This is a genomic window from Streptomyces virginiae, from assembly GCF_041432505.1.
GTDB classification, from domain to species: Bacteria; Actinomycetota; Actinomycetes; order Streptomycetales; family Streptomycetaceae; genus Streptomyces; species Streptomyces virginiae_A.
Window position 1 is genome coordinate 5,461,380 of sequence record NZ_CP107871.1, and the last position, 26,527, is coordinate 5,487,906.

The 26,527-nt window shown below is 69.6% G+C and carries 32 protein-coding genes; 23 read left to right on the forward strand and 9 right to left on the reverse strand.

Annotated features, from left to right (window positions below):
• The first annotated feature begins 2 nt into the window (after positions 1-2).
• From OG624_RS25570 to OG624_RS25615, 10 genes are all read left to right on the forward strand, one after another.
• Positions 3-371 (forward strand): TadE/TadG family type IV pilus assembly protein, encoded by a 369-nt coding sequence (locus OG624_RS25570; RefSeq protein WP_371593347.1) that lies wholly within the window; start codon positions 3-5, stop codon positions 369-371.
• Between the two features lies 1 nt (position 372).
• The gene (locus OG624_RS25575; protein ID WP_266353152.1) at positions 373-741 is read left to right on the forward strand and encodes a TadE/TadG family type IV pilus assembly protein; all 369 of its coding nucleotides are present in this window, start codon (positions 373-375) and stop codon (positions 739-741) included.
• Positions 738-2,081, forward strand: coding sequence for a CpaF family protein (locus tag OG624_RS25580; protein WP_371593348.1), 1,344 nt, complete (start codon positions 738-740; stop codon positions 2,079-2,081). Before OG624_RS25575 ends, OG624_RS25580 begins: the two co-directional genes overlap by 4 nt.
• Positions 2,078-3,016 carry a type II secretion system F family protein gene (locus OG624_RS25585; protein ID WP_266353154.1) on the forward strand — a complete coding sequence of 313 codons (939 nt, stop codon included), beginning with the start codon at positions 2,078-2,080 and terminating at the stop codon, positions 3,014-3,016. Before OG624_RS25580 ends, OG624_RS25585 begins: the two co-directional genes overlap by 4 nt.
• 19 nt (positions 3,017-3,035) lie before the next feature.
• The gene (locus tag OG624_RS25590; RefSeq protein ID WP_266353438.1) at positions 3,036-3,926 is read left to right on the forward strand and encodes a DUF5936 domain-containing protein; all 891 of its coding nucleotides are present in this window, start codon (positions 3,036-3,038) and stop codon (positions 3,924-3,926) included.
• Between the two features lie 3 nt (positions 3,927-3,929).
• The gene (locus OG624_RS25595; RefSeq protein WP_266353155.1) at positions 3,930-4,616 is read left to right on the forward strand and encodes a response regulator transcription factor; all 687 of its coding nucleotides are present in this window, start codon (positions 3,930-3,932) and stop codon (positions 4,614-4,616) included.
• Between the two features lie 110 nt (positions 4,617-4,726).
• Positions 4,727-4,972 carry a hypothetical protein gene (locus tag OG624_RS25600; protein ID WP_266353156.1) on the forward strand — a complete coding sequence of 82 codons (246 nt, stop codon included), beginning with the start codon at positions 4,727-4,729 and terminating at the stop codon, positions 4,970-4,972.
• The gene (locus OG624_RS25605; RefSeq protein WP_266353157.1) at positions 4,972-5,625 is read left to right on the forward strand and encodes a pilus assembly protein TadG-related protein; all 654 of its coding nucleotides are present in this window, start codon (positions 4,972-4,974) and stop codon (positions 5,623-5,625) included. Before OG624_RS25600 ends, OG624_RS25605 begins: the two co-directional genes overlap by 1 nt.
• A gap of 262 nt (positions 5,626-5,887) precedes the next feature.
• Positions 5,888-6,247, forward strand: coding sequence for a hypothetical protein (locus OG624_RS25610; protein ID WP_323183542.1), 360 nt, complete (start codon positions 5,888-5,890; stop codon positions 6,245-6,247).
• A gap of 4 nt (positions 6,248-6,251) precedes the next feature.
• Positions 6,252-6,887, forward strand: coding sequence for an OmpA family protein (locus tag OG624_RS25615; protein ID WP_266353159.1), 636 nt, complete (start codon positions 6,252-6,254; stop codon positions 6,885-6,887).
• Here the strand turns inward: OG624_RS25615 and OG624_RS25620 are convergent, their stop codons facing one another.
• The 3 genes from OG624_RS25620 to OG624_RS25630 all read right to left on the reverse strand — a co-directional run bounded on the left by OG624_RS25620 (position 6,888) and on the right by OG624_RS25630 (position 8,354).
• Positions 6,888-7,256, reverse strand: coding sequence for an SCO4225 family membrane protein (locus tag OG624_RS25620; protein WP_371640873.1), 369 nt, complete (start codon positions 7,254-7,256; stop codon positions 6,888-6,890). It lies immediately after the preceding gene.
• Complete coding sequence (locus tag OG624_RS25625; protein WP_033218356.1) at positions 7,253-7,726, reverse strand: carboxymuconolactone decarboxylase family protein; 474 nt, start codon at positions 7,724-7,726, stop codon at positions 7,253-7,255. The genes OG624_RS25620 and OG624_RS25625 overlap by 4 nt, the downstream gene beginning before the upstream one ends.
• A 94-nt stretch (positions 7,727-7,820) precedes the next feature.
• Complete coding sequence (locus OG624_RS25630) at positions 7,821-8,354, reverse strand: TetR/AcrR family transcriptional regulator (protein WP_371639877.1); 534 nt, start codon at positions 8,352-8,354, stop codon at positions 7,821-7,823.
• Between the two features lie 100 nt (positions 8,355-8,454).
• Between OG624_RS25630 and OG624_RS25635 the strand changes: the two genes are divergently transcribed.
• Complete coding sequence (locus OG624_RS25635) at positions 8,455-8,880, forward strand: nuclear transport factor 2 family protein (RefSeq protein WP_033218358.1); 426 nt, start codon at positions 8,455-8,457, stop codon at positions 8,878-8,880.
• Between the two features lie 104 nt (positions 8,881-8,984).
• Here the strand turns inward: OG624_RS25635 and OG624_RS25640 are convergent, their stop codons facing one another.
• The gene (locus OG624_RS25640) at positions 8,985-9,566 is read right to left on the reverse strand and encodes a TetR/AcrR family transcriptional regulator (RefSeq protein WP_033218360.1); all 582 of its coding nucleotides are present in this window, start codon (positions 9,564-9,566) and stop codon (positions 8,985-8,987) included.
• 132 nt (positions 9,567-9,698) lie between these two features.
• Between OG624_RS25640 and OG624_RS25645 the strand changes: the two genes are divergently transcribed.
• On the forward strand, positions 9,699-11,285 hold the full coding sequence (locus OG624_RS25645; protein ID WP_371588362.1) for an MDR family MFS transporter: 1,587 nt from the start codon (positions 9,699-9,701) through the stop codon (positions 11,283-11,285).
• A gap of 269 nt (positions 11,286-11,554) precedes the next feature.
• Here the strand turns inward: OG624_RS25645 and OG624_RS25650 are convergent, their stop codons facing one another.
• The gene (locus tag OG624_RS25650; protein ID WP_371639878.1) at positions 11,555-11,944 is read right to left on the reverse strand and encodes a hypothetical protein; all 390 of its coding nucleotides are present in this window, start codon (positions 11,942-11,944) and stop codon (positions 11,555-11,557) included.
• 261 nt (positions 11,945-12,205) lie between these two features.
• On the opposite strand from OG624_RS25650, the gene OG624_RS25655 reads away from it, so the two are divergent.
• The 3 genes from OG624_RS25655 to OG624_RS25665 all read left to right on the forward strand — a co-directional run bounded on the left by OG624_RS25655 (position 12,206) and on the right by OG624_RS25665 (position 14,282).
• Entirely contained in the window at positions 12,206-13,075 is an 870-nt protein-coding gene (locus OG624_RS25655; protein WP_078909169.1) for a polysaccharide deacetylase family protein, read from the forward strand.
• 121 nt (positions 13,076-13,196) lie between these two features.
• The gene (locus OG624_RS25660) at positions 13,197-13,526 is read left to right on the forward strand and encodes a hypothetical protein (RefSeq protein ID WP_033218364.1); all 330 of its coding nucleotides are present in this window, start codon (positions 13,197-13,199) and stop codon (positions 13,524-13,526) included.
• 129 nt (positions 13,527-13,655) lie between these two features.
• The gene (locus tag OG624_RS25665) at positions 13,656-14,282 is read left to right on the forward strand and encodes a hypothetical protein (protein WP_033218366.1); all 627 of its coding nucleotides are present in this window, start codon (positions 13,656-13,658) and stop codon (positions 14,280-14,282) included.
• 156 nt (positions 14,283-14,438) lie between these two features.
• Here OG624_RS25665 and OG624_RS25670 read toward each other — a convergent pair whose 3' ends face one another.
• Positions 14,439-15,725 carry an extracellular solute-binding protein gene (locus OG624_RS25670; protein WP_033218368.1) on the reverse strand — a complete coding sequence of 429 codons (1,287 nt, stop codon included), beginning with the start codon at positions 15,723-15,725 and terminating at the stop codon, positions 14,439-14,441.
• 368 nt (positions 15,726-16,093) lie between these two features.
• Here OG624_RS25670 and OG624_RS25675 point away from each other — a divergent pair, with 368 nt between their 5' ends.
• Entirely contained in the window at positions 16,094-16,696 is a 603-nt protein-coding gene (locus OG624_RS25675; RefSeq protein ID WP_371639879.1) for a DUF6529 family protein, read from the forward strand.
• Between the two features lie 6 nt (positions 16,697-16,702).
• On the opposite strand, the gene OG624_RS25680 is transcribed toward OG624_RS25675, so the two are convergent.
• Positions 16,703-17,320, reverse strand: coding sequence for an SMI1/KNR4 family protein (locus OG624_RS25680; protein ID WP_051763087.1), 618 nt, complete (start codon positions 17,318-17,320; stop codon positions 16,703-16,705).
• Positions 17,321-17,428: 108 nt separating this feature from the next.
• Entirely contained in the window at positions 17,429-17,800 is a 372-nt protein-coding gene (locus OG624_RS25685) for a DUF192 domain-containing protein (protein ID WP_326748841.1), read from the reverse strand.
• Positions 17,801-17,835: 35 nt separating this feature from the next.
• Between OG624_RS25685 and OG624_RS25690 the strand changes: the two genes are divergently transcribed.
• The gene (locus tag OG624_RS25690) at positions 17,836-18,591 is read left to right on the forward strand and encodes a prepilin peptidase (RefSeq protein ID WP_371639880.1); all 756 of its coding nucleotides are present in this window, start codon (positions 17,836-17,838) and stop codon (positions 18,589-18,591) included.
• Positions 18,592-18,733: 142 nt separating this feature from the next.
• Here the strand turns inward: OG624_RS25690 and mgrA are convergent, their stop codons facing one another.
• Positions 18,734-19,771, reverse strand: a complete 1,038-nt coding sequence (mgrA, locus tag OG624_RS25695; protein WP_030712125.1) for an L-glyceraldehyde 3-phosphate reductase — start codon at positions 19,769-19,771, stop codon at positions 18,734-18,736.
• A gap of 129 nt (positions 19,772-19,900) precedes the next feature.
• Between mgrA and OG624_RS25700 the strand changes: the two genes are divergently transcribed.
• The 6 genes from OG624_RS25700 (at position 19,901) to OG624_RS25725 (ending at position 26,466) form a co-directional block, all read left to right on the forward strand.
• Complete coding sequence (locus OG624_RS25700; RefSeq protein ID WP_033218378.1) at positions 19,901-20,662, forward strand: isoprenyl transferase; 762 nt, start codon at positions 19,901-19,903, stop codon at positions 20,660-20,662.
• Between the two features lie 322 nt (positions 20,663-20,984).
• Positions 20,985-22,301 (forward strand): PhoH family protein, encoded by a 1,317-nt coding sequence (locus OG624_RS25705; protein WP_030712123.1) that lies wholly within the window; start codon positions 20,985-20,987, stop codon positions 22,299-22,301.
• A 414-nt stretch (positions 22,302-22,715) separates the two neighbouring features.
• Entirely contained in the window at positions 22,716-23,420 is a 705-nt protein-coding gene (locus OG624_RS25710) for a transglycosylase SLT domain-containing protein (protein WP_033218380.1), read from the forward strand.
• A 134-nt stretch (positions 23,421-23,554) separates the two neighbouring features.
• Entirely contained in the window at positions 23,555-24,958 is a 1,404-nt protein-coding gene (locus tag OG624_RS25715; RefSeq protein WP_371588366.1) for an AI-2E family transporter, read from the forward strand.
• 98 nt (positions 24,959-25,056) lie between these two features.
• Positions 25,057-25,740, forward strand: a complete 684-nt coding sequence (locus OG624_RS25720; protein ID WP_371639881.1) for a hypothetical protein — start codon at positions 25,057-25,059, stop codon at positions 25,738-25,740.
• 9 nt (positions 25,741-25,749) lie between these two features.
• A complete protein-coding gene (locus OG624_RS25725) occupies positions 25,750-26,466 on the forward strand; it encodes a hypothetical protein (RefSeq protein ID WP_371639882.1) in 717 nt (238 codons plus the stop codon).
• Positions 26,467-26,527: the final 61 nt, after the last annotated feature.

Sequence of the window (26,527 nt, forward strand, 5' to 3'; positions counted from 1 at the left end):
GGATGCCGCCCCGCAGACCGGGGCGCGGGGACCGGGGCCAGGTGGCGATCGAGTTCGTGGGCACGGTGCCGCTGATCCTGCTGCTGGTGGCGGCGGTGTGGGAGTGCGTACTGATCGGCTACGCCTTCTCCCTGGCGGGCAACGCGGCGGACGAGGCGGCGCGGGCGGGGGCGGTGAAGGGGGGCGCGGCCTGTGCCGCGGCCGCGAAGGAGCACATCGGGGAGGCGTGGGACCTCGACGTGGATTGCGGCACGTCCGGGGACATCTACCGGGCGAAGGTCAGCCTGGGCGTTCCGATCCTCTTCCCGGGCCTCAGCTTCGACCGGATCGAAGGTACCGGCGGTGCGGCGTTGGAGAAGGAGGCCAAGTGACATGAAGCGACGCTTCCGCTCCGACCGGGGGCAAGTGGCCCTCGAATACATCGGCTTCGTGCCCATCCTGCTGTTCGTCGCGCTCTGCGGGATCCAGCTCGGCTGGGTGGCGTACGTCCATGAGCAGGCGGACACGGCGGCGCGCACGGCGGCACGGGTGGAGGCCCAGCACCCGGGCCGTGGCGTGGCGGCGGGGGCGGCGGCCGTCAGGGAAGGCCTCGGAGCTGTCGTCGAGGTGAGCACGACGGAGGACGCCGTCACCGCCATCGCCACCATCAAGATCAACTCGATCATTCCCGGGCTGAACCCTGAACCGGCGAAGGCGACAGCCACCATGCCCAACGACGACCCGAAGGTGACCGGACCATGAGCCTGCGTTCCCGGGTCAACACACCGGACGAACACCACAACTCGCGCGAGGACGGCCGGCTGGTCTCCTCCTACCGCGCGAAGCTGCTGGAGGAGATCGACCTCGCCGAGATGTCCGCGCTCGCGCCCGCCGAGCGCCGGGCACGCCTGGAACGCGTACTCGGCCACATCATCAGCCGCGAGGGGCCCGTCCTCTCGACGGTCGAGCGCGCCCAGCTGATCCGCCGCGTCGTCGACGAGGCCCTCGGCCTCGGCGTGCTCGAACCGCTCCTCGAAGACGCCTCGATCTCCGAGATCATGGTCAACGGCCCCGACCACATCTACGTGGAGCGCGCCGGCCGGGTCGAACAGCTCCCCATCCGCTTCGCCTCGCACGAGCAGCTGATGCAGACCATCGAGCGCATCGTCTCCACCGTCAACCGGCGGGTGGACGAGGCCAATCCGATGGTCGACGCACGCCTGCCCAGCGGCGAGCGCGTCAACGTCATCATCCCGCCGCTCTCGCTGACCGGCGCCACGCTCACGATCCGCCGCTTCCCGCGCGCCTTCACCCTGCACGAGATGATCGCCCTCGGCTCGCTCGACGAGCAGATGCTCCTACTCCTTTCGGGCCTGGTCGCGGCCAAGATGAACGTGATCGTCTCCGGGGCCACCGGCACCGGGAAGACCACCCTCCTCAACGCCCTCTCCGGTCTGATCCCGGAGGGCGAACGCATCATCACCATCGAGGACTCGGCCGAACTCCAGCTCCAGCAGGCCCACGTCATCCGCCTCGAATCCCGCCCGCCGAACGTGGAGGGCAAGGGGCAGATCACCATCCGCGACCTCGTACGCAACTCCCTGCGTATGCGCCCCGACCGCATCATCGTCGGCGAGGTCCGCGGCGGCGAGACGCTCGACATGCTCCAGGCGATGTCCACCGGCCACGACGGCTCCCTGGCCACCGTCCACGCCAACAGCTCCTCCGAAGCGCTGATGCGCCTGCAGACCCTCGCCTCCATGTCGGATGTCGAGATTCCCTTCGAGGCGCTGCAGGACCAGATCAACAGTGCGGTGAACGTCATCGTCCAGCTCACCCGCTTCGGCGACGGCTCGCGCCGCATCACCGAGATCTCCGCCCTGGAATCGCACGGGCGCGAACCTTTCCGAATCACCACGGTGTGCCGCTTCGGGGCGCAGCCGATGGGCGCGGACGGACGGGTGCACGGCTACTTCGAGTACTACCCGCTCCCGCGCCGGATCGCGGAACGCCTCTACATGAACAACCAGCCCATCCCGCAGGCCTTCGGCGTCGCGCCCGAAGACCCCCTGACCGCCCGCATCACCCGGACCGCCCTGTGAACCCACTGATCCTCACCACCCTCGGCGCCACGCTGCTCGCCTGCGTACTCGTCGTCGCCGGACTCCAGGCGTACCTCGCCGGGCGCGCCCAGCGGGCCGCGCTGATCGAGCGGCTCTCGGCGAGCGGCATGCCGGAGCCCCTGGGACGGAGGCGCCGTTTCCGGACCGTCGACCGTCGGCTGCGCATGACGAAGCTCGGCCGCCGCATCGAGCTGAAGCTCGCGACCACCGGCCTGGACCTCACCCCCGGCGAGTTCTTCGTCTACATGCTGGGGTCGATCGCGGGAGTGTGGCTCATCGCGTCCTCCCTCCTCGCGCCGTTCTTCGGCCCGGTGGCGGGTGCGATCGGTGTCTGGGCGGCGAACGCCTTCCTCAACTGGCAGCGTGCACGGCGTACGGAGCGGTTCATCAACCAGCTCCCCGACCTGGCTCGCATCCTCGCCAACGCCACTCAAGCCGGCCTGGCCCTGCGTACGGCGATCGGGATCGCGGCCGAGGAGCTGGAGGCCCCGGCGGGTGAGGAACTGGCACGCGTCGCGAATCGCCTCGCCGTGGGCCACTCCATCGACGAATCCCTGGGTGAGCTCACCGAACGCCTCCCGTCCCGGGAACTCGTCGTCCTGGTCTCCACCCTCGTCCTGTCGGCCCGGGCGGGCGGCGCGATCGTGGACAGCCTGCGCAATCTGACGGTGACGCTGGAGCAGCGCAAGGAGACCCGTCGCGAGATCCGCACCCAGCTGTCCCAGGTGACGGTGACGGCCTATCTCGTACCGTCCATCGGCCTCGGCTCGCTGCTGCTGGTCGACCTGATGATGCCGGGCGCGCTGGACAGGATGACGGGCGCGTTCATCGGCCAGACGGCCGTTCTGATAGCCCTCGGCCTCTTCGCCCTGGGCTTCGTCCTCATCCGCCGCCTGTCGAAGATCGACGTGTGAGGGGGCGGACGGGACGATGATCGGACTCCTTCTCGCACTGGCCGTGGCTCTCTCGGTCCTTGGCGCGTTCCACGGCATCCGTCTCTACCGCGCGGACGTGAAGCTGCCGACGGACCTCGCGCTCGCCCTGGAGGTCGGAGCCACCCGTACGACGGCGGTCGGATCCCTGGTGGACCGGATGGGCATCCGCTGGGCCCCGGCCGTGCTGCGCCTGATGGGGCCGGCGCGGGTGGCCCGCAAGCGCCGCCAGATCGACATGGCGGGCAACCCGGCCGGTCTGACGATCGACCGCTACGCGGCACGGCGGGCGGTGTACGGGGCCTTGGGTGCGCTCGGTGCCTTCTCGATGCTGATCAACGGGCAGTTGGTCGCCGCCCTGCTCATGGTGGCCTTCGGGCTGTTCTGGATCGAGGCCGGCCTGTGGTCGGCGATCCGGGTCCGCCGCGACCACATCGAGCGGACCTTGCCGGACTTCCTGGACGTGCTCGCGGTCGTCGTCAGCGCCGGGCTGGGCTTCCGGCAGGCGCTGGAGCGGGTGGCGGACAAGTACGAAGGCCCCTGGGCCGACGAAATCCGCATCACGCTGCAGCAGATGAACATGGGAGTCAGCCGCCGTCAGGCCTTCGACGAGCTGCGGCGACGCAACGACAGTGAACAGGTCGCGCAGTTCGTGACGGCCCTCCAGCAGGGCGAGGAGCTCGGCTCGCCGATCGTCGAGACCCTGATAGCGATCGCCGAGGACATGCGCCGTACGGACGCCCAGAACGCCCGCCGCCGTGCGGCCCGGGCCGTCCCGAAGGCGACGTTCGCCGTGACCATGTTCATGCTGCCTGGCACGCTGATCCTGCTGGTCTGCGGCTTCGTCTACGGCGCGAACGTAGACTTCGGCGCGCTCTTCGGGGGTGGCTGAGCGATGGCGCGGCTGAGCGTGCTCATCGCGGACGGCAACCCGGTCATCAGGGCAGGCCTGGCGGCCCTGCTTCGTACAGCCGAGGACCTCGACGTCATCGCCCAGGCGGGGGACGGGCGCGAAGCGCTGAGCCTGACCCGCCGGCACGCACCGGACGTGATCCTGCTGGACGTCCGGATGCCGGGAGTGGACGGAATCTCGGCGCTGCCGCACCTGGTGCAGCTGGCCCCCGTACTGATGCTGACGTACAGCAGGGAAGCCGAAATCATCCGCGAGGCACTGCTGTTGGGCGCCGGCGGGTACCTGCTACACGGCGAGTTCACCGCGGACGACCTGCTCCGGGCGGTACGCGATGCCCCGCTGGGTCGTCCCCACTTCACCCCGACGGCTGCGAGCGCGCTCCTCACGGAACTCCGGTCCTCTTCGCATCCGCAACGAGTTGTGGCACAGTCTTCTGAGCGGATGCACAACTCTGTTGTCTTCGGGCTGAGTTCCCGGGAGGTGGAGATCATGGATCTGATCGCGTCCGGGATGAGCAATCAGCAGATCGCAGCCGCCTGCTTCATCAGCGAGAAGACGGTGAAGAACCACATCAACCGCATCTTCGCGAAGCTCCAGAGCGCCACTCGCAGCGAGGCGATAGCCCGCTGGCTGGGAACCGCCCGTCCAGGAGTGACCGGTCATGGGTAGACAGAGTGCGCAGTGGGTCCGTAATTGGGCCCCGGGACCCTTGGTGACGACTGGTGACTCGCCGTACCGTCCGCAGATCGAAACCGGTACCGGCCCGGGAGGGAACCCCCATGTCACAGAACACGCTGCTGAAGGCCGCCGTGGAGGCACGGATCAGGGTGAACGGCTGGGCGGACACGGCCGTGACGAGGCTTCGCAAGCGCCACGCGAACCTCGACCGCGGCCAGACCGCATTCGAATACCTGGGCATCATCCTGGTGGTGGTCGTCATCGTCGGAGCGATCGTCGGCTCGGGCATCGGCTCGGAGATCACCAAGCGGATCAAGGAAGCGGTCACGAACATCAAAGCCGGCTAGTGGATCTCCGCAGGAGGGGCGCGCGTGACCAAGGGCAGGCCTTTCCTATTTACGTGGTGATGGTGGCGGGCTTGCTTTTCGCCGCGCTCGCCCTTTTCGCCATCGGCCAGGCGTCGGTCACCCGTAGTGATGCGCAAGGCGCTGCCGATGCTGCCGCCCTGGCTGCTGGGCGTGAGGCCAGGGACACGGTGCTGCTGGGACTCGACCTCACCTCAGTGAAGCCTGCCGACTGGAACAGGATCGTCGACGGGCGGCTCTTCAAGGTCGGTGAAGCCTGCGCGGCAGCAGAAGCATTCGCTACGAAGAACGACGCAGAGGCAACAGCATGTGAGCCTGTTCCGCCCCGATTCACGGTCACGGTGAAGACCGATAGGACGGTGGGTGAGTCGGTGGTTCCTGAGACCGGAAGCATGCACGGAACCGCGACAGCCACCGCGTTGATCGAACCGAAATGCCATCTCGGCGCAGTTTCCGCTCCGAGCCCGACACCCACCACGTCCGCGGGGGGCGGGTCGCCATCCCCTACTCCTACGCCGACTCCGTCGACGGTGAGCTTCAGCTGCGGCGGGGAGCTGGTCAAACTCGATCCGCTGGCGCCTGGATCGCTCAGCGCGTTGACCAGAAAGCTGTTCAGCGTGCGACTCGCCGACTAATAGAAATTCAGAGACAAGGAAGCGTTCGTAGATGAGCATTCGGCGCATGATGAAGGTCCGTGGGGGACTGGTCGTTGCGGGTGCGGCGGCCATGGCCCTTTCGTTGGCCGGGTGTGGTGGCGATGGCGACGGCAACAAGCCGAGCGGTCGGCAGTCCTCGACGTCGCAGCCTCAGAGAGCGGGATCTCAGGACCCGGCACCGAGTACTAGCCAAGGCTCAGAGTCGACTGAAGTCATCGCCACACTGAATGGACAGGCCGGCATGAGCCTGGTGATCAACTCGGTACGACGAGATCCGGGTGGCTTCCTTACCGTGTCGGGGCAGATCAAGAACACGGGTAGCCAGTCCTACAAGGACACTGTCGCCTGGCGCGGGATTGAACTCAAGGGAACCGGGGAGTCGGTCGCCGGCGCAACGCTGGTCGACAAGGCCGGTAAGAAGCGCTATTACGTGCTTCGTGACACGGAGTCCAGGTGCTTGTGCACGACTGGCGTGTCCAGCGTCGACCCCGGCCAAGTGGTTCCCTTCTTCGCCCAATTCCCGGCCCCGCCAACTTCCACCAGCGAGGTGGAGTTCAGTCTTCCGACCTTCGCCACGGCCACTGTCAAGATTTCTGGGTGACCCCATGACCACACGACAGCAAGCAGCCGCAACTGTCATAGTGTCTGCACTTGTTATCGCCGGAGCGCACCTCTTCGGAGCTACCGTCGCCCACGCCGACGACGTCAAGCCATCTGTGCCTCCCGGTACAGAGCCTTCCGCCTCCGCGCCCGTGGCGATCGACTCGAACTCGCCCGGACTCAAGATTCCGCAAGGCGGGACGCTCGCACCCGTCAAGGTGCTCGACATCGCTGAAGTCGTCGAAGACCTCGGTGGGGAGCAGCGGCGGCAGGAGACCAATCAGACCGTCATGATGGCGCTCCAGTCCGAGGTGTTGTTCCCGGAGGACAGTGCCGTGTTCAACGCGCAGGCGGCCGCGCGGATCCAGGCCATCGCCAACGAGATCAACCAGTCGAAGGCCACCCGCATCCGGGTGTTCGGGTTCACCGACGATCAGGGGAGCTACGAGCACGGTAAGGAGCTGTCCAAGCAGCGCGCCGATGCCGTGCAGGGCGAGTTGGCGAAGACCGTCACCGATCCGAACGTCGTCTTCGACGTGCGCGGCTACAGCGAGGACTACCCGATCGCCGACAACGGCACCGAGGAAGGCCGCAAGAAGAACCGCCGCGTCGAGATCACCTTCCCGCGCGGCGCCGGCTGATCAGCTCGCCCGTGGCCGCCCCCGGAGGTGGCCGCGGGAGGCCTCCACGATCGTGCCTAGGGCGAGCGACTGGGTCAGTACGCACAGGACGAGCTCGGTGAGGAACAGCCACGTCGCCGGCTGCCCGTCCCCGAGGGTCGCGCCGCGGATCGGCGTCGTGAACAGGAACAGCGGGAACGCGCACAGGGCGGGCAGCACCCAGACGAACCCAGGGTCCGGGGCGAACAGTGTGACGGCCGTCGCGAAGGCCACCGCGGCGCCGACGCGGCCGAGGCTCCCCCGGGCGTGCGGACTCCCTCCATGATCCGGTGGTGCGGGGTCCGGCCCCGGGGTGGGGCCGGACCCGCCGGTGGCGGGGCGTCGGTTCAGCCGAACTGGCCCGGCTGGTAGTCGCCCGCCGGCTGCTGGACGATCACGTTCATCCGGTTGTAGGCGTTGATCAGGGCGATCAGCGACACCAGCGCGGCCAGCTGGTCCTCGTCGTAGTGCTTGGCGGCTTCCGCCCAGGCCTCGTCCGTGACGCCGCCGGCCGCGTCGGCGATGCGCGTGCCCTGCTCGGTCAGCTCCAGGGCCGCTCGCTCGGCGTCGGTGAACACCTTCGCCTCGCGCCAGGCCGCGACCAGGTTGAGCCGGACCGCGTCCTCCCCGGCGTGCGAGGCGTCCTTGAAGTGCATGTCGGTGCAGAATCCGCACCCGTTGATCTGGCTGGCCCTGAGCTTCACCAGCTCCTGCGTGGCGTGCGGCAGGGTCGAGTCCGAGATGACCTTGCCCGCGGAGTTGATGTACCGGCCGAACTTGTTCGCGACCGCGTTGCCGAAGAAGTTGAGACGGGCTTCCATGGTGATCTCCTTGCCGTGCCGACGGTTACACAGCTCTGACGGAAATCGCGGCCCGGATGTGACAGCCGGCCGAAGTGAACGGATGTGTCCTGCGTCACTCTGTCAGGAGGAGTTCGGCGATCTCGCGGGCGCGGCGGGCCGGCTCCGGGCCGGGGGTGAGGGTGGCGACCGTCGTCGCCCCCTCGGTCAGGATCAGGAGCCGGTCGGCGAGAGTCGGGTCGGCGTCGGGGGTCAGGTCGGCCAGCAGGGTGCGGAGCTCCGCCTTGTGGACGCGGACGACGTCCGGGGCCGCCGCGCCCAGCTCCCCGTACGCGTTGAGGAACGCGCAGCCCCGGAAGTCGGGCTCGGTGAACCAGTCCGCCAGCCAGTCGAAGACCGCGAGCACCCGCGCCCGCGGCTCCGCCGGGGCCAGGGCGGCGGCGCGCAGGGACGTCAGCCAGCGTCGGTCGCGGCGTTCCAGGTAGGCGGTGACCAGGGATTCCTTCGCCGGGAAGAGTCGGTACAGGCGCTTGAGGGGGACTCCGGACGTGGTGCGGATCCGGTCCATGCCGACGGCCTGGATGCCGTGCCGGTAGAACAGCTCCTCCGCCGCGTCCAGGAGTCGGGTGCGGGCCTCTTCGTCGTCCATGCGGGCAGCGTAGTCCAGATCCACCTTGCGTGGAGAACGGCCGTTCTCTATCGTCCCTCTCATCGAGAACGAGCGTTCTCCATGTCGAGAGGTGACCGTCATGACCGACGCCCCCGCCGTACGACCGCCCCTACCGCCCTTCACCGAGGAGTCGGCGCGCATCAAGGTCCAGGCCGCCGAGGACGCCTGGAACAGCCGCGACCCCGAGCGCGTCGCCCTCGCGTACACCGAGGACTCGGTCTGGCGGAACCGCGACCGCTTCCTCACCGGCCGCGCCGAGATCCGCGCGTTCCTGGCCGACAAGTGGGAGCGCGAGCTCGACTACCGCCTCCGCAAGGAGCTGTGGGCGTTCACGGGCAACCGCATCTCCGTCCGCTTCGAGTACGAGTGGCACGACGCCGCCGGCCAGTGGTGGCGCAGCCACGGCAACGAGCAGTGGGAGTTCGACGGCAACGGCCTGATGGGGCGCCGCGAGGCGAGCATCAACGACGTCCCGATCGCCGCCGAGGACCGCCGGCTGGTCTGAGTCCGGACACTTCCGCCCGGGCTCCCCTCCGTCCGGCGCCCTCCGCCCGGGCCCCCGTCCGACGCCCCCGCCCCTCCGCCCGGTGTGCGGACCGGACCGATGGGTCAGGACTGCTCGTGGTGGGCCTGGGTGATGAGGTCCGTGGCGACCTCCAGGGCCGCCAGGCGGGTCTCCTCCGGGTTCCCCTCCACGTGCTGGAGGAACATCATCCCGGCGTGCAGGGTGAAGAGCGCGCTGACGCAGCGGACCTGGTCCGTCAGTGGGCCGTCCTGCGTGCGGAGCAGTTCCACCAGGGTGAAGAGCCGCTTCTTCACCGTCTCGCCGATGCTGAGCTCGCGCGTCGTCGCCTGGTTCTCCTGCATGAAGCGGTACAGCACGGCACCGCCCGCCATCGCCTCGCTGTAGCGGCGCAGCACCTCGCGCTTGGTCTCCAGCGTGCGCGGCTGGCCCTCCGCCCAGGTGATCAGCTCGTCGATGGGCCGTGTCAGGTCCTCGAAGATGCTGATGATGATGTCTTCCTTGGTCTTGAAGTGGTAGTACAGCGCCGCCTTCGTGACCTCCAGCCGCTCCGCGATCTCGCGCAGCGACGTCTTCTCGTACCCCTGCTCGGCGAAGAGCTCCAGTGCGACGTCCTGGATGCGCTGACGCGTGTCGCCACGGCGTCGCTGCGGACTGCTGCTGGACATGGCTCTCCCCAATTACTTACTTGACGCCCGGCTAGTTGCGGGTCTACCGTCCCCATTGTAGTGAACTAGCCGGGCGGCAAGTAAGTGCCGGTGCGGGACGTAGTGCGAGAAGTAGGGCACAGGGGAGTGGACATGGTGGACACAGTCAAGCCTGCGGGAACCTCGGAGGAGGTGAAGCCACGCAGCGTACGCGTCGTCCTCATGGCGCTCATGATCGCGATGCTGCTGGCGATGCTCGACAACATGATCATCGGCACCGCGATGCCGACGATCGTCGGCGAGCTCGGCGGCCTGGAGCACCTCTCGTGGGTGGTCACCGCCTACACGCTGGCCACCGCGGCCTCCACCCCCATCTGGGGCAAGATCGGCGACATGTACGGGCGGAAGGGCTCCTTCCTCACCTCGATCGTCATCTTCCTCATCGGCTCCGCGCTCAGCGGCATGGCCCAGGACATGTTCCAGCTGATCGGCTTCCGTGCGGTCCAGGGCCTCGGTGCCGGTGGTCTGATGGTCGGCGTCATGGCGATCATCGGCGACCTGATCCCGCCCCGTGAGCGCGGCAAGTACCAGGGCATGATGGCCGGCGTGATGGCCCTCGCCATGATCGGCGGCCCGCTGGTCGGCGGCACCATCACCGACCACTGGGGCTGGCGCTGGTCCTTCTACATCAACCTGCCGCTCGGCGTGGTCGCGCTGGCCATGGTCACCGCCGTGCTGCACCTGCCCAAGAAGCGGTCGCAGGGCAAGATCGACTACCTCGGCGCCGCGCTGCTGACCGTCGCCATCACCTCCACCGTCCTCGTGACGACCTGGGGCGGCAACGAGTACGCGTGGGGCTCCGTCGAGATCCTCGGCCTCATCGCCATCGGCGTCCTGTCGACCGCCGCGTTCCTCTACGCGGAGACCAAGGCCGCCGAGCCGGTCATGCCGCTGCACATCTTCCGCAGCCGCAACTTCACCCTGATGTCGGTGATCGGGTTCCTCGTCGGCTTCGCGATGTTCGGCGGCGTGCTCTACCTCCCGCTGTTCCAGCAGTCGGTGCAGGGCGCCTCCGCCACCAACTCGGGCCTGCTGCTCCTGCCCATGCTGCTCTCCATGATGGTCGTCTCGCTGATCGCGGGCCGTGTCACCACCAGCAGCGGCAAGTACAAGATGTTCCCGATCGCCGGTGGCGCGCTCATGGTCGTCGGGATGTTCCTGCTCGCGACCATGGACACCGGCACCACCCGCCTCGTGTCGGGCCTCTACATGGCCGTCCTCGGTGCAGGTCTCGGCTTCCTGATGCAGATCACCATGCTGGTCGCGCAGAACAGCGTCGAGATGAAGGACATGGGCGTCGCCTCGTCCTCGGCGACCCTCTTCCGTACGCTCGGCGGCTCCTTCGGCGTGGCCCTGATGGGCTCCCTCTTCACCGCCCGGGTCACGGACACCATGTCCGAGCGCCTGGGCCCGGAGGCGGCCGACGCCGCGGGCTCCGCCCAGTTGGACGCCGCGAGCCTGGCGAAGCTGCCCGAAGCGGTACGCGACGCCTACCAGCACGCGGTGGCCGCCGGTACGCACTCGGCGTTCCTGCTCGGCGCGGCCATCGCCGTACTGGGCTTCGCGGCGGCCTGGTTCGTCAAGGAGGTCCCGCTCCGCGGGGCGGGCCCGGCTGCCCCGGCCGAATCCGCGGACGGCGGCAAGGCGGCCCCGGCGGCGCAGGAGTCGCTCGCGCACTGACCCGGCACGCACCGCGCCCGCACCGGCGCTCGCACCACCAGGAAGGCGGCACCACCGGGACGACCGGTGGTGCCGCCTTCCGGCATGTCCGGGCGGGCGAACACCCCCCAGGGCCTGTCTTTCGGATCATGCAGGGCCCGCGACGCCTGGCACCGCACCTCGCCGCGTTCTCGTCGGTCGTCGATGCTCCGCATGGACTCCCTCCTCGGCCTTGCGATGCACGGCACCAGACGCCGCGGGCTGACCCGGCCTGATCCGAAAGACAGGCCCTAGGCCGGGTCGTCGGTCTGCCAGGGGTGCACGAAGCTGTCGGGGCGCAGGCCCCATGCGGTGAGCGCGGCACGCAGGGCGACCTCGTCCGCCGCGTCCGCGGACGCGACGAGGGTCGCGCCGATGTCGTAGTCGAAGCCGTCGAGGCGGTGGCCGTCGTACTCCCGGTGTCGGAGGCTGAAGCGGCGGCCCTTGTCCTGGCGCACCCAACCCTCGTCCCGCGCCCGGTCGTCGGACCGGTCGCGGGACGGGGTGATGTCCACGAAGGCGCGGCGGCCCGGACGGGACGCCGGGACCTCCGTCACCAGTTTCCGGCCGAGGCGCAGCGCGGTCAGCTTGTCCACGGGCCAGTCGGATCCGTCATGCGTCGAGTCCTGGGACGAGTCCATGGCTTCATTCTGATCGAGCGTCGACCGGTGAACCTCCGCTTATCGCGGTCGACTTGGGATTCGGGCCGCGCCGCACCCGAAGGTATGCCCGTTTCGGGCGTGTTCGCGTGGGCAGGTATGCAACTCCCTGCAGGACTAAAGTCCCATCGGTCCCAACAGTCCCATAACAGCGAATTTATGGGCTATTAGGCTGGAACTCCTCGCCTGCGATGAACGTCCTGATCCACAGAACGCTCGCAAAGCGGTTGGGGAGGACAGTTCATGAGTTTCTTGGCGCGTGCGAACAAGAAGGGCGTCCGGGCCGGTGCCGTCGTCGTGGCCTCGGCCACCGCCGTGGCGGCGACCGCGTGGGGTGTGGCCGTCCTGGTCGGACCTGGCGGAAGCGCCGCCTCCCAGCAGAACGTGGCCCGCCCGGGCGGCGACGACGGTCGACCCGGGCAGCAGCTCCGGAAGATACCCGAGGGCATAGCCCACGCGTCCGAGAGCGGCGGCGACGCCGTCAACATCACCATCGACGACGGCCCCGACCCCCGCTGGACCCCGAAGGTGCTGGACGTCCTTCGGCGGCACGACGTCAAGGCGACCTTCTGCATGGTCGGACCGCAGGCCAAGGCCCATCCCGACCTCGTCAAGAAGGTGGTCGCGGCCGGACACCGGCTCTGCGACCACACCATGAACCACGACACGGCCATGGACAAGAAGCCCGTCGCCTACCAGGAAGCGCAGATCCTGGAGGCGAAGAAGCTGATCGAGGAAGCCGCGGGCGGCGGCGCGAAGGTCGAGTACTACCGGGCCCCCGGCGGGGCCTTCACCCCCGACAGCCGGCGCATCGCCGCCGCGCACGGCATGCGGCCGCTCGGCTGGAACGTCGACACCAAGGACTTCGACAAGCCGGGCACGGCCGCCATCGTGAACGCCGTCAAGCGCGAGATCGGCAACGGCCCGACCGTGCTCTTCCACGACGGAGGCGGCAACCGCGCCCAGACCGTCGACGCCCTCGACCAGGTGCTCACCTGGCTGAAGGAGCAGGGCCGGCCCACCGGCTTCCCCGTCCGCACCGCTCCCGAGGCACCCGAGGCCCCCGAGACTCCCGGAGCCTCCGACGCCGGGACCGCCTCCGACGCGCACTGACGGCCCCTGACACGCCGTCCGCCAAGCGAACGGGTGACGGTCGACGACGCGGACCCGCCCGCGTTGTTCCCTGGTCGGGCACGTACGCACATACGCACGTACGCCCGACCAGGAGGCTCCCGTGGCCATCGCGCCCGCCAAACTGTCCGACCCGGTGGTCGGCGCCCTCGTCACCGCCGTCAACGCGCACGACAAGGACGCCTTCCTCGCGGTCCTGACCGCCGACGCGACCATGTCCGACGACGGCTCCGACCGCGATCTGCACGACTGGATCGACCGGGAGATCTTCGAATCCGGCGGTCACATGGACGTCCAGTCCGAGTCCGACGGCGGCCGTACCCTGCTGGTCAACTACCGCAACGACACCTGGGGCGAGATGCGCACCACCTGGCGCTTCGTCATCGCCCCCGGCGGCGGCCGCATCAGCCGCTTCGAGACCGGCCAGGCCTGACCGGACCCGCGGCGGCGCGTGCGGCCGTACGCGATCCCCTGGCCGGGCCCGGGACACCGGGAGCTCCCGTACGGGTGAAAGCGCGCCCGGCGTCGTTCCGGCCCGCCGCGGGGCCCCGTTGGTCCGGGCATGAAGCGCACCCGCATCGCCGCTCTCGCCCTCGCCACCGCCTCCGCCGCCCTCGCGCCCCTCCTGGGCCAGGCCGCCACCGCCGCGGAGGGCGGGGCGTACCTCCAGGACCCGGCCGGCGGCGAGAAGTCCATGAAGTCGATGTGGACCAAGGACGAGATGCACAAGGTGGAGGGGCAGCTCCGCTTCCACCCGGGAGTCCAGTACAAGACCGTCACCCGCCCGGGGCCCGCGGCCGCGCCGGACTACGAGCGACGCTCCGGCGACCCCAAGACCCTGGCCTGGCTGCCCTCGTACGAGTTCGCCTGGTCGGTGTCGGACTCGACGGTGGTGAAGAAGGCGGTGACGGTCAAGGAGGGCACGCACCCGATCGTCGTGCACGCGGTGCTGCGCGACGCGCACCGGGTCAAGGTCGGGGAGGTGCGCAAGGAGTTGGCGGGGAAGCCGCCGACCGGGCGCGAGAAGATCGCGGGCGGCAAGCGGATCGCGTGCGACACCGGGGAGTACACGGTGGAGTGGACGGTCACCCGCTCGGGTTACGGAACGCTGGGGGGCACGCTGCGCTGGAACTCCAGCTGCGAGCAGTACCGGACGGCCTTCGCCTCGAACCACGGGCCGCAGGGCTGAGAGCCGCAGGGTCCGGGTGGAGGCCGGCCGCCCCGTGCACCTTGTGGGTGCTCGTCGGGCGACTGGGCCGAGGCCTTGGATCAAGTGCCGTGGTGGCCATGATGCCGCACAGGGTGGTCTGCGGCATGGGTCCGAAGTCCCGTGTCGAGGAACTTCTCAGTGCTTCTTGGAGGCCTGGGCGGCCTGTTGGGCGATGCCCTCCAGGACGCCCTTCGGGTTGCCGGTCGGTTCCACCGCGCGTCCGATGTTGCGCTTGATGGTGTCGCTGACCGTCAGCCAGGCCGGATCGTTGACCGGGTAGAGCTGGGCGCCGCGCAGCGCGTTGAGGAACTGCGTGTCGTTCTTGTCCAGGCCGCCGCCCGCCGGGGTGCGCGAGGCGGTGACGGTGGACGGCAGCAGGTGGTAGCGGTCGGCGAAGTCCGACAGGTTCTTGTCCTGGTAGATGAACTCCAGGAACGTGCCGATCTCCGCGCGCTTGCCGTTCTGCTTGAAGGCCATCATCCAGTCGGCGACACCGACGGTGGGCGGCGGCACCCCGGTGCCGAGGTTGTCCGACACGGGCATGGACGTGGTCGAGACGCTGATGCCCTTGGTGCGCGCCTCGTGGGCGAGCGAGGGATAGCCGTTGACCATGCCGACCTCGCCGCGCAGGAAGGCGGCGAAGGCGTCGGCGCGGTTCAGCTCCGACGGCGGGGTCGGACCGGTGAGTCCGGGAGCGACCATCTCGCGCTTGACCCAGTCCCAGGTCTCGATGTTCTGCTCCGAGGCCAGGCTGTAGTTGCCGGCGCTGTCCGCGTAGCCACCGCCGTTGCTGAGCTCCCAGATCAGCGCCTCGGCGTGCGCCTCCTCCGGGCCGAGCGGCAGGGCGTAGGGGTACTTCACGCCCTTGTCCTTGAGCACCTTGGCGTCGGCCTTGAGGTCGCCCCAGGTCTTCGGGGGCTCCTTGATGCCGGCCTTGGTGAAGAGCGCCTCGTTGTAGAAGAGGAGCCGGCTGCTCGCCACGAAGGGCAGGCCGTAGAGGGTGTTGCCGACGGAGCCGGCGTCGGCGAGCGGCTGGAGGAAATTCGCCTCGGCGGTGACCGAGAGGAGTTCGTCCGCGGGATACAGCTTTCCCTGGGCCGCGAAGTCCGAGTAGGACCCCATCAGGGCCACATCCGGGGCCTTGCCGGCCTTGACCATACGGGAGACCTCACGGTCGATGTCGGCCCACGGCAGGAGCTTGACGTCGAGCTTGATTCCGGGGTGCGCCTCGTTGAAATCCTTCGCCATCTTCTCCCAGTAAGGCTTGGAACTGGTGGCCGGGCCGTCGCCGTATTCGGCGGCGACCAGATGCAGGGTGGTGGCGTCATCTGCATCGTCGCCGGATCCACCACATCCGGCCAGCGGTATCAACAGACCGAGCACGGCCGTGGTGGCGGTCGCGCCGGAAATTCTTCGTTGCACGGGTGTATTCCCCTGATTTTCTTTTGGATCCTGTTATTACTTATGAGTTGCTCCGGACGGAGGTGTCCCTCGATGGCCCGTTGGCCGGAATTCTCTCCTGAGGGAGGGGTGGTTGATTCCATTGGGGCCCCACTTGTGTTCAATGCTCCAAACGGGGCTTTTCCTCATGGTGTTTTCCGATATGCGATCCGAATAGTGGACGCGCGTAGACATACCGAAAAGCCCGTTCCGGTCCCGGAACGGGCTCCGCGCGCCCGTCGGGGTCCGCGTCGGGATCGCCACGGCCGCGTCGGCCGCCGTCGGCCGCGCCGGCCGAGTACAAGGGAAGGCGGACCGCCGACCCACGGCGTGGCGAGACGAGGAGCACCATGTCGCACACCCGGCCCGCTCCACGCCGCCCGGAAGCCGGACTCGCCCTCGCGCTGGCCTTCGTGGCCGCCGCCGTGGTCTTCGCCGCCGTCTTCCTCGTCGGCCGGGTGAACACCCCGGACTACACCGCGACACTGTTCGGCCGGACGGACGTCGCCGCCGTGCGCCTGAAGGCGCAGCTCGCGACCGGTGTCCTGGTGTTGGCCGCCCTCCAACTGCTGCTGGCCCTGTGGATGTACGGCCGGCTGCCCGGGGTGCGCCGGATGCCGGGCCCGGTGCCGATCACCCACCGGATCGTCGGTGTGGTCCTGTTCGCCCTCACCGTCCCGATCACGGTGCACTGCGTCCGGGCGTACGGCGTCCAGTTGAACGGCTCACGCGCGGCGGTGCACTCGATCGCGGGCTGCTTCTTCTACGGGGCGTTCGCCGCCAAGGTCCTGCTGGTGCGGAGCCGGCGCCTGCCGGGCTGGGCCCTGCCCCTGGCCGGGGGCGCGCTGGTGGTCGTGGTGGTGGTCCTCTGGTACACGAGTGCCCTGTGGTACTTCGACGGCGGCAGCGTGCCGCTGCTGTCCCTCGGACCCCACCACCTGCCGCCAGGGTGAGACGCCCTAGTCGGCGAACTCGCCCGCGTAGGGGTCGGGCTCGCCCGTCTCCGGGTTGCGGCCCTCCTGCCAGCGCCGCTGGGCCTTGCGCCAGTGCACGAAGCTGAGGTGGCCGCCGTCCCAGAAGGTGATGCTGACGGGACTCACGTCGAACTCGTCGGAGCACAGCCGGTAGAGGAACTCCGCCATGCCGTACGGATACACCGCGAACGAGTCGGCGGTGTGCCGCCCGCAGACCAGGACCGGCCACCGGTCCGGGTCGGGGTCCGAGGTGAGCCAGCACAGGATGTCCGACCCGCCGGTGACGCCCCAGGCGATGATCGACTCCGGGTCCACGTCGAAGGCGGCGCGGCCGCCCTCCGCCTCCCAGGTCTGCCGCGCGTTGCCGGTCTCCTCGGCCATCCCGGCCGGGTCCCACTGGAGTCCGGGCTTGGGCAGCGGCAGCAGGATGCTGGCCTCGCCGTTGATGGAACCCGCGCCGAAGCGGCCCATGAACGCGACGAAATCGGCCGGGAACCGGGTCCCCCAGGCGGCCTCCACCGCCGGCCAGTCGATGTCCTCGTCGGCGCCGTGCGTCGCCGGCATGATCTGCTCCAGCGCCTTGATCCGCGCGTTCTCCGTCATGCCGCTCCCCTGATGCCCCAGCTCAACCGCCCCAACCTACTGCCAGCGAGGGGCCTCGCCTAGCGGGTGTCTTGCCGGTCGGACCGGGTGCGGCCGGCGACGGGCCCCTTACGGGGCGAGACGCCCCGCCGTGTCCACCGCGACGGTGGTCCCCGCCCGCAGTCCCCAGCCCGCCATGGCGCCGGCCGCCGACTCCAGGACGTGCCGGGATCGCAGCCGCGGCAGTCCGAGCCGGCCCGGCGCCATGGTGACCACCGCGAGCACCCCGAACGCGCGGTCGAGGTACGCCACGTCGATCGCGAACCGCATCCGGAAGGTGTGCACGCTCGCCGCGGGGGTCAGCAGCATCGCGCCGTCGATCCCGTCCCGCCCGAGCAGCCCGCGGGTCCGCGCCCCGTACGAGGCGGCGACCTCCAGCGGGATCTCCGTAGGGTCCGCGCCGACCCGCAGCACGGCCCGGCCGTCTTGCCAGTGCGCCATGGCGGCCACCTTAGGGGGTGTTCTACCTTCGCCGGATGACGGGTGTGCTCGTGATCGTTCTCGCCGCCGGGTACGGCGTGGCCGCCGGGCTCCTGCTGCCGCGCCCCGCCTACCGCCTCTCCGTCGAGCCGGGGGACCCCTGGCAGGGCCGCTGCCCGCAGGGGCACCGGCTGCCCGGCCGGCTGGGGGGCTGGCTCGGACCGGCCCGCTGCCGGCCCTCGGCGGCGGCGCCCGCGCCCCCGCACGCCTACGGGCGGCGGGCCGCACCCCTGACCGCGCTCACCGCCGCGGTCTGCGCCGGACTCGCCGCGGCCGTCGGAGCGCGCCCCGAGCTGGTGGCCTACGTGGGCCTCGCCCCGCTGCTGGTCCTGCTCGCCCTCGTCGACCGCGCCGTGCACCGGCTGCCCGACGTACTGACCCTGCCGCTCGCCGCCGCGGTCGCCGCGCTGCTCGGTGCGGCCGCCCTCGCGCCCGGCTCCGCCGGGTCCTGGCGGCTCGCGCTGCTGGGCGGCGGCGCGCTGGGAGCCGCGTACCTGATGCTCCATCTGATCAACCCCGCCGGCATGGGCTTCGGCGACGTCAAGCTGGCGCTCTCGCTGGGGGTCGCTCTTGGGTGGTACGGGTGGGGGGTATGGTCCGCGGGGGCCTTCCTCGGCCTGCTCTACGGGGCCCTGTACGGCCTGTACGTGCTCCTGCGCAGGCCCGACGAGCGGAATCAGGGGTACGCGTTCGGCCCCTTCATGGCGGCCGGAGCGCTCACCGGAGTGCTGCTGGGCGGTTTCGGAGCGTAATCATTCTGCGCCGATGCACGCAGCATGCTTTACGAAGGGTTATGGTGGAACCCCCCCCTCGGGCCGGTCCGTATCCCCCCCACGGACCGGCCCGTTTTTCGTTTTCCGGCATCTCGACCGTGCTGCGTGACAAACGCGCAGGTCAGCCGCGTTGGGCCCAGATGTTGGTGCCGGGGGTGGAGACGGCGAGGGAGTCGATCTCCTTCAACTCGGCCTCGGTGAGCGGCGCGGACGCCAGCGCGGCCACGTTCTCCTCCAGCTGCGGCACGCTGGACGCGCCGATCAGGGCCGAGGTCATCCGGTCGTCGCGGAGCACCCACTTGAGCGCCAGCTGGGCGAGCGACTGCCCGCGGCGGGCCGCGATCTCGTTCAGACCGGTCAGCCGGCGGAGCACCTCGTCCGAGAGCAGATCCGGGTTCAGGGACTTGCCCTGCGCGGCGCGCGAGTCCGCCGGGATGCCCTTCAGGTACTTGCCGGTCAGCATGCCCTGCGCGAGCGGCGCGAAGGAGATGCAACCCATGCCGGCGTCCTCCAGGGTGTCCAGCAGTCCGTCCTCCTCCGTCCAGCGGTTGATCATGGAGTAGGACGGCTGGTGGATGAGCGGGCGCACACCCATCCCGCGCAGGATCCGCACGGCCTCGGCCGTCTGCTCCGCCGTGTAGGAGGAGACACCCACGTACAGGGCCTTGCCCTGCTGGACCGCGGACGCGAGGGCGCCCATGGTCTCCTCCAGCGGGGTCTCCGGGTCGAAGCGGTGCGAGTAGAAGATGTCGACGTGGTCCACGCCCATCCGCTTCAGCGAGGCGTCGAGCGAGCTGAGCAGGTACTTGCGGCTGCCCCACTCGCCGTACGGCCCGGGGTGCATCAGGTAGCCGGCCTTGGTCGAAAGGATCAGCTCGTCGCGGTAGGCCGCGAAGTCCTGCGAAAAGATCTTGCCGAAGTTCAGCTCGGCCGAGCCGGGCGGCGGGCCGTAGTTGTTCGCCAGGTCGAAGTGGGTGATGCCGAGGTCGAAGGCCCGACGGAGGATCGCCCGCTGGGACTCCAGGGACCGGTCGTCACCGAAGTTGTGCCAGAGGCCGAGGGAGATTGCGGGGAGCTTGAGGCCGCTGTGGCCGGTGCGGCGGTACTCCATGGAGTCGTAGCGCGAGGGCTCTGCCCGATAGGGATTGGTATCAGTCACGTTGTCCTCCCTATCACGGAGTTGTGACAGACCGAGTTGGGTACCCCGTCCCGGCGCGCAGTAATGTGGCGGACTCGGGGGTGGGACCGCATTTCGCACGGGGGCAAGGCACGGAGGGGCTGGAAGATCGTGAAGCTGCGCGACCTGGTGTACAGGCTTTACGCACGCCGGGTGGAAGGCCGCCTCGACCATGACGCGGTGCCCAAGCACATCGGCGTCATCCTGGACGGAAACCGCCGCTGGGCGAAGGCGTCCGGAGGGACGACGGAGCAGGGCCACCAGGCCGGCGCCGACAAGATCTCCGAGATGCTGGGCTGGTGCACCGAGACGGACGTCGAGGTCGTCACCCTGTGGATGCTCTCCACGGACAACCTGGACCGGCCGGAGGTCGAGCTCCGCCCGCTGCTCAACATCATCGAGAACACCGTCCGGGGCCTGGCCGCGGACGGCCGCTGGCGGGTCCACCACGTCGGCAACCTCGACATCCTGCCCGCCCGGACGCAGAACGTCCTCAAGGAGGCCGAGCAGGCCACCCACGACGTCGACGGGATAGTCGTCAACGTCGCCGTCGGCTACGGCGGCCGCCAGGAGATCGCCGACGCGGTCCGCTCCCTGCTGCTGGAGCACGCGCGCAAGGGCACCTCCTTCGAGGAGCTCGCCGAGATCCTCGACATCGACCACATCGCCGAGCACCTCTACACGCGCGGCCAGCCGGACCCGGACCTCGTCATCCGCACCAGCGGTGAGCAGCGGCTGTCCGGATTCATGCTGTGGCAGAGCGCGCACAGCGAGTACTACTTCTGCGAGGTCTTCTGGCCGGCCTTCCGCAAGGTCGACTTCCTGCGGGCCCTGCGCGACTACGCGGCCCGCCACCGGCGCTACGGCACCTGATTCCACGGAGGGGGTTTCCCGCCCCCTCGGTCCCGGCACCCCCTCCCCTCGAAGCCTTCACCAGGGATTCACCGAGCGTCCGTCATATGCCATGGCATGGCCTGGCTTGTTCGGGGAATATCCCTTTCAGGTCGATGCCCGATCCACGGGTGTCGAGTCTCAGCGGACGGCATGGGGTCGTCCGCCCGGGAGGCCCTTTGCACCAGGACGCACGTGCGGTTCGCACGGACGGAGTGGAGGGCCGGAAATCGGCCCTGGCATGGGTGCCGATGACCGGTCCGGTCTTCATGGCCCGACCTCTTCCGAGGGGGTACGTCCTTCCGTGGTGACCAGCACAAAGAGCCGCCTGCAAGACAGGCGGACCTACGTCCTCGACACCAGCGTCCTGCTGGCAGACCCCAACGCGATCTCCCGCTTCGACGAGCACGAGGTCGTGCTCCCGATCGTGGTGATCACCGAGCTGGAGGCAAAGAGGCACCATCCCGAACTCGGCTACTTCGCGCGCCAGGCCCTGCGCCTGCTCGACGACTTCCGGGTTCGCAACGGTCGCCTGGACGCCCCCATCCCGCTGGGCGATCTGGGCGGCACCCTGCGCGTCGAGCTCAACCACTCCGACACGAGCGTCCTGCCCGCCGGCTTCAGGTTGGGGGACAACGACTCGCGGATCCTCGCCGTCGCCCGCAACCTCCAGGCCGAGGGCTACGACGTCACGGTGGTCTCGAAGGATCTCCCACTGCGCATCAAGGCCTCCTCCGTGGGGCTGATCGCCGAGGAGTACCGCGCGGAACTCGCGATCACCGACGCCGGCTGGACGGGCATGAGCGATCTCGCCCTCTCCGGGGAACAGGTGGACCTCCTCTACTCGGAGGACCGCCTCTACGTGCCGGAGGCCGCGGAACTGCCCGTGCACACCGGACTGGTCCTGCAGTCCGAGCGCGGCAAGGCCCTCGGCCGGGTCACGGCGGACGGCAACGTGAAGCTCGTACGCGGTGACCGGGAGGCCTTCGGGCTGCACGGCCGCAGCGCCGAGCAGCGCATCGCGCTCGACCTCCTCCTCGACCCCGAGATCGGGATCATCTCGATGGGCGGCCGGGCCGGCACCGGAAAGTCGGCGCTGGCGCTCTGCGCGGGGCTGGAAGCGGTCCTGGAGCGCAGGCAGCACCAGAAGGTGATGGTCTTCCGGCCGCTGTACGCGGTGGGCGGTCAGGACCTCGGCTATCTGCCCGGGGACGCCTCCGAGAAGATGAGCCCCTGGGCGCAGGCGGTCTTCGACACCCTCTCGGCGGTCGCCGGGCGCGAGGTCATCGAGGAGGTGCTGAACCGCGGGATGCTGGAGGTCCTGCCGCTCACGCACATCCGAGGCCGCTCGCTGCACGACGCCTTCGTGATCGTGGACGAGGCGCAGTCGCTGGAGCGCAATGTCCTGCTGACCGTTCTGTCCCGAATCGGGGCCAATTCGCGGGTCGTTCTGACCCATGATGTCGCCCAGCGGGACAACCTTCGGGTCGGTCGGTACGACGGAGTGGTCGCCGTGGTCGAGAAGTTGAAGGGCCACCCGCTCTTCGCCCACATCACGCTGACGCGCTCGGAGCGCTCCCCGATCGCCGCACTGGTCACCGAGATGCTGGAGAACCTCTGAGGGTCGTATCGGTCAAAAACCCCATAGCGGGAAGGTGAGTTGGCGCCGCCCGGCAAAGGCCCGAGAGCCTAGCCGGGCGGCGTCGTGCTGCACAGGTCTTTTCTCGAATCGGCAGCGACATGCCAGGTGTGACCTTTCACACGCAGTGGAGAATTGCCTTGCGGTGTCGCGTTCCGGCAGAGTCTGGTTTCCGTCAGGCCCCGCATACGGCATACCTGTATCTCCCGCGAGGTACGCGCAGCACCACAACTCCACAGCCGAACGCCGTATGCCGCCCGGAGTTTCACGCGGCGGCCCCCGCCAGGGGGTTGCCCACGGGCCCGCGCCTCCAGTGACCGTAGAACCACGGAGGCCAGAGTCGAGGGCACTTTTGCGCCCGCGCGGTCACTGCGGACGCTGCTGGAAGGACACCGTGTGAGCCGGATCTCGGTCCGGGGGTTCGCCGTGGCTTCGGCCACCGCGGTCACCACCGTCGGCGCAGTCGTAGGCGTTGCCACCGGCGACCCCACGAACGATCTCGAGACGACCGCGTCCGGCGCGACGCTCCTTGCCGACATCCCGGTCGGCGACCAGGCACAGGTCCAGAGCGCGTCCCTGACGCAGCAGGCCGATGCCATCGCCCACGCCGCCGATGCCGACGCCAAGCGTTCCGCCGAGGAGGCCGCGCGCGTCCAGGCCGCCGAGGACGCCAAGTCCAAGAAGGCGGAGGCCGAGAAGGAGAAGGCCGAGGCCGAGGCGAAGCTCAAGAAGGAACGCGAGGAGAAGGAGCAGGTCGCCAGCCGCTCCGCCGCCCGCGACGCCGGTGACTTCGCCCCCCAGAGCTCCTACACGGTCGCTCAGGTCAAGGCCATCGCTCAGCAGATGGTCCCGGCCGGCCAGTTCCAGTGCTTCTCGAACATCATCAACCAGGAATCCACCTGGAACTACAAGGCCGTCAACTCCTCCTCGGGAGCCTACGGTCTGGTCCAGGCGCTGCCCGGTTCGAAGATGGCCTCGGCCGGCGCGGACTGGCGCACGAACCCCGCCACGCAGATCAAGTGGGGCCTGAACTACATGGAAGACCGCTACGGCAGCCCTTGCGGCGCCTGGAGCTTCCACCAGGCCAACGGCTGGTACTAGAAAGCCCGCGCCGCCGCGAGCGGCCCGGCACCGTTCAACCCGGGGGAGCCCCGCACCGTCCTACGGTGCGGGGCTCCTCGCGTGTACGGTCTTCGAGGTGAGCCCGTAGACCGGGGCGGGGGAAGGAAAGCGACATGGCGAAGAGGGAAGGCTGGCTCGGCCGGCTCGGGAACAAGCTGAACCGGATGGAGGCGCGGCTCAACGAGCGGCGTGCCGAGGTCGAGGCCGAGACCAGCGGCGATCTGCCGCACCCCGCCGGGCCCGGGCGGGCATCGGAGGCCGGTGCCGCCGAAGCAGGTGCCGCCGCGGCGGTCGCGACCGTACCCGCGCCCCCCGCCTACCCGCCCGTGGTCCCCGCGCCCCACCTCGCCGCCCCGGCCGCGCCCGTGCGCCCCGACCCGGCGAGCGTCGTCCCCTGGGGGATGCGCGTCGCCGCCGAGGCCAGTTGGCGGCTGTTGCTGCTCGCCGGGATGCTCTGGGTGCTGATGAAGGTGATCAGCGAAGTCCGCCTGGTCGTCCTCGCCTTCGCCGCCGCCATGCTCGTCACCGCGATGCTCCAGCCCTTCGTGGTCCGGCTGCGCAGACTGGGTCTGCCGCGCGGTCTGGCCACGGCCGTCACGGCGATCCTCGGCTTCGTGGTCATCGGGCTCGTCGGTTGGTTCGTGGTCTGGCAGGTGATGGAGAACCTCGACGACCTCTCCGACCGGGTCCGCGACGGCATCAACGAGCTCAAGCTCTGGGCACTGGACAGTCCGTTCCACGTGACCGAGAAGCAGATCAACGACATCGCGAAGAACCTCAGCGAGACCATCGGCACCAACACCGAGCAGATCACCTCCGCCGGACTGCAGGGCGTGACGGTGCTCGTCGAGGTCCTGACGGGCATTCTGCTCGCGATGTTCTCCACGCTCTTCCTGCTCTACGACGGCAAGCGCATCTGGAACTGGGCGCTGGGCCTGGTCCCGTCCGCCGCCCGCGCCGGTGTCGCCGGTGCTGGCCCGCGCGCCTGGCGCACGCTGACCGCCTATGTGCGCGGCACGGTCATCGTCGCCCTCATCGACGCCATCTTCATCGGCCTCGGCATCTACTTCCTGGACGTGCCGATGGCGGTGCCGCTGGCCGTCTTCATCTTCCTGTTCGCCTTCATCCCGCTGGTCGGCGCCGTGGTGTCGGGAGCCCTCGCGGTGGTCGTGGCGCTCGTGACCCAGGGCGTGTTCACCGCCCTGATGGTGCTGCTGGTGGTGCTGGCGGTGCAGCAGATCGAGGGCCACGTGCTCCAACCCTTCATCCTCGGCCGGGCCGTACGGGTGCACCCGCTCGCAGTGGTGCTCTCGGTGGCCGCCGGCGGCATGATCGCGGGCATCGGCGGGGCGGTCGTCGCGGTGCCGCTGGTGGCCGTCACCAACACGGTGGTGGGCTATCTGAAGGCGTACTCGCGGGAGCAGCACCACCTCGGATCCGGAATGATCGGCCCGGGCCCGCACGGTTCCACGGCGCTCAGCGTGGCCCCCGAGGGCGAGGACCGCCCCACCTCTTGACTTCCTCAAATCGAACGCTCCGGTGACCCGGGCGGCGATGATCGAACTCATGCGCGTGCCGACGGCATCGCGGGGAGAACTCGAACACGGGGGCAGGCATGATCACCGATCTGGAGCTCGGCGAGGAATGGAAGACCGAGGCCCTGGAACCCGCAGGGCCCTCGCGGGCGACGGGCGGTCCGGGCCCGCGGCCGTGGCTGTGGGCGCTGGGCGGCGTCGTGGTCGCGTCCGCGGTGTGGGGCGGCGGGCTGTACGCGTTCGGGGACCGGGCGGCCGAACCGGAGATCTCCTACCGGGCGTCGAAGAACCTGTGCCAGGACTTCAAGGCCCGCGCGCTGAGCGGCATCACCGGTGACATGCACGCGAAGAAGCCGGTGAACCTCGAGGGCGACCACCCGGCCGTGTACGCGGCGCGGTGTGGCCTGGAGAACGCCGGGAAGGACGGGACGGCCTCGGACGTCAACGTGGTCGCCCAGGTCGCCCTGCACAAGAAGACGGATCCTTCGGCCGAGTTCGACGCACCGGACCTCCGCACCACGGCCTACGCGGGCGGCGTGCGCACGGCGGCGGTGCCGGACCTCGGGGAGCGTGCCGTGATGCATGTGATGTCCGGCGAGAGCTGGCTGATCCTCAAAGTGCTCGACGGCGCAACGGTGTTCACCGTCGAGGTGGGTGCAGGCACCCTCGCGGAGACGAACGGCCGACCCGCCACCGACGTCGACGCGGTCCAGGCGGCGATGATCGAGGACATGCGTGAGCTGATGTCGGCGCTGAAGAAGTAGGGGGCGGCGGTGATCACGGAGCCGGAGTGGGACGGGGACGGGGAGTCGGCGCGACCGGCCGAGGTCGTGCAGGACACCGTGGTGCGCGAGGCGCGGGCGCCGGGCCGGCCGTGGCGGTGGGTGGCGGCGGCGGTGGTGGCCACCTCCGCGCTGTGGGCGGGCGGGCTGTACGCCTTCGGGGCCCCGCCGGCCGAGCCGGAGATCCGCTACCGGCTCACGGACGACCTCTGCGGCCAGTACAAGGCCTCGACCCTGGAGGGACTGCTGGGCAGCCTCCCGGAGGCCGCTCCGGAGGCCGGCACCCGGCATCCGGCGCTGGACTGGGCGGCGTGCTCCCGCGGCAGCGACAGGCCGGCCTCCGGCGGGACCTTCCACACGACGGCCACGGTCGAACTGCACAAGAAGACCGATCCCGCGGCCGAGTTCGCGCTCGACACCCCGCACAGCCGGATCTACCTCTACGACGGCGGCGCGTGGGAGTCGATGCCCGGTCTCGGGGAGCAGGCCCTCGTCACCCGCCCCGGCACCGAGAACGAGTCCGGCCTGCGGCTGCGGGTCCGTGACGGTGGCGCGGTGTTCACGATCGACCTGAGCATCTACGAGGTACGGGGCGAGGCGACCCCCGACCCCCGGGTGGACCCGCTGCCGGACCCCGGCCGCGAGGCCCTGGTGGCGGCGGCGGTCGAGGACGCGCGGGCGCTGATGGCCGCGCTGCGCACGAGCTGACACGGCAACGCACGACACGGCAACACGCAACACAGCACGGTGCCCCGCGACCGGATCGGGT

What these genes read in the sequence shown, in the direction of transcription:
- OG624_RS25570 (WP_371593347.1), top strand. Translation starts at nt 3, where the DNA reads ATGCCGCCCCGCAGACCGGGGCGCGGGGACCGGGGCCAGGTGGCGATC.
- OG624_RS25575 (WP_266353152.1), top strand. Translation starts at nt 373, where the DNA reads ATGAAGCGACGCTTCCGCTCCGACCGGGGGCAAGTGGCCCTCGAATAC.
- OG624_RS25580 (WP_371593348.1), top strand. Translation starts at nt 738, where the DNA reads ATGAGCCTGCGTTCCCGGGTCAACACACCGGACGAACACCACAACTCG.
- OG624_RS25595 (WP_266353155.1), top strand. Translation starts at nt 3,930, where the DNA reads ATGGCGCGGCTGAGCGTGCTCATCGCGGACGGCAACCCGGTCATCAGG.
- OG624_RS25600 (WP_266353156.1), top strand. Translation starts at nt 4,727, where the DNA reads ATGTCACAGAACACGCTGCTGAAGGCCGCCGTGGAGGCACGGATCAGG.
- OG624_RS25610 (WP_323183542.1), top strand. Translation starts at nt 5,888, where the DNA reads ATGAGCCTGGTGATCAACTCGGTACGACGAGATCCGGGTGGCTTCCTT.
- OG624_RS25615 (WP_266353159.1), top strand. Translation starts at nt 6,252, where the DNA reads ATGACCACACGACAGCAAGCAGCCGCAACTGTCATAGTGTCTGCACTT.
- OG624_RS25625 (WP_033218356.1), bottom strand. Translation starts at nt 7,726, where the DNA reads ATGGAAGCCCGTCTCAACTTCTTCGGCAACGCGGTCGCGAACAAGTTC.
- OG624_RS25630 (WP_371639877.1), bottom strand. Translation starts at nt 8,354, where the DNA reads ATGGACGACGAAGAGGCCCGCACCCGACTCCTGGACGCGGCGGAGGAG.
- OG624_RS25635 (WP_033218358.1), top strand. Translation starts at nt 8,455, where the DNA reads ATGACCGACGCCCCCGCCGTACGACCGCCCCTACCGCCCTTCACCGAG.
- OG624_RS25640 (WP_033218360.1), bottom strand. Translation starts at nt 9,566, where the DNA reads ATGTCCAGCAGCAGTCCGCAGCGACGCCGTGGCGACACGCGTCAGCGC.
- OG624_RS25645 (WP_371588362.1), top strand. Translation starts at nt 9,699, where the DNA reads ATGGTGGACACAGTCAAGCCTGCGGGAACCTCGGAGGAGGTGAAGCCA.
- OG624_RS25650 (WP_371639878.1), bottom strand. Translation starts at nt 11,944, where the DNA reads ATGGACTCGTCCCAGGACTCGACGCATGACGGATCCGACTGGCCCGTG.
- OG624_RS25655 (WP_078909169.1), top strand. Translation starts at nt 12,206, where the DNA reads ATGAGTTTCTTGGCGCGTGCGAACAAGAAGGGCGTCCGGGCCGGTGCC.
- OG624_RS25665 (WP_033218366.1), top strand. Translation starts at nt 13,656, where the DNA reads ATGAAGCGCACCCGCATCGCCGCTCTCGCCCTCGCCACCGCCTCCGCC.
- OG624_RS25675 (WP_371639879.1), top strand. Translation starts at nt 16,094, where the DNA reads ATGTCGCACACCCGGCCCGCTCCACGCCGCCCGGAAGCCGGACTCGCC.
- OG624_RS25680 (WP_051763087.1), bottom strand. Translation starts at nt 17,320, where the DNA reads ATGACGGAGAACGCGCGGATCAAGGCGCTGGAGCAGATCATGCCGGCG.
- OG624_RS25685 (WP_326748841.1), bottom strand. Translation starts at nt 17,800, where the DNA reads ATGGCGCACTGGCAAGACGGCCGGGCCGTGCTGCGGGTCGGCGCGGAC.
- OG624_RS25690 (WP_371639880.1), top strand. Translation starts at nt 17,836, where the DNA reads ATGACGGGTGTGCTCGTGATCGTTCTCGCCGCCGGGTACGGCGTGGCC.
- OG624_RS25715 (WP_371588366.1), top strand. Translation starts at nt 23,555, where the DNA reads ATGGCGAAGAGGGAAGGCTGGCTCGGCCGGCTCGGGAACAAGCTGAAC.
- OG624_RS25720 (WP_371639881.1), top strand. Translation starts at nt 25,057, where the DNA reads ATGATCACCGATCTGGAGCTCGGCGAGGAATGGAAGACCGAGGCCCTG.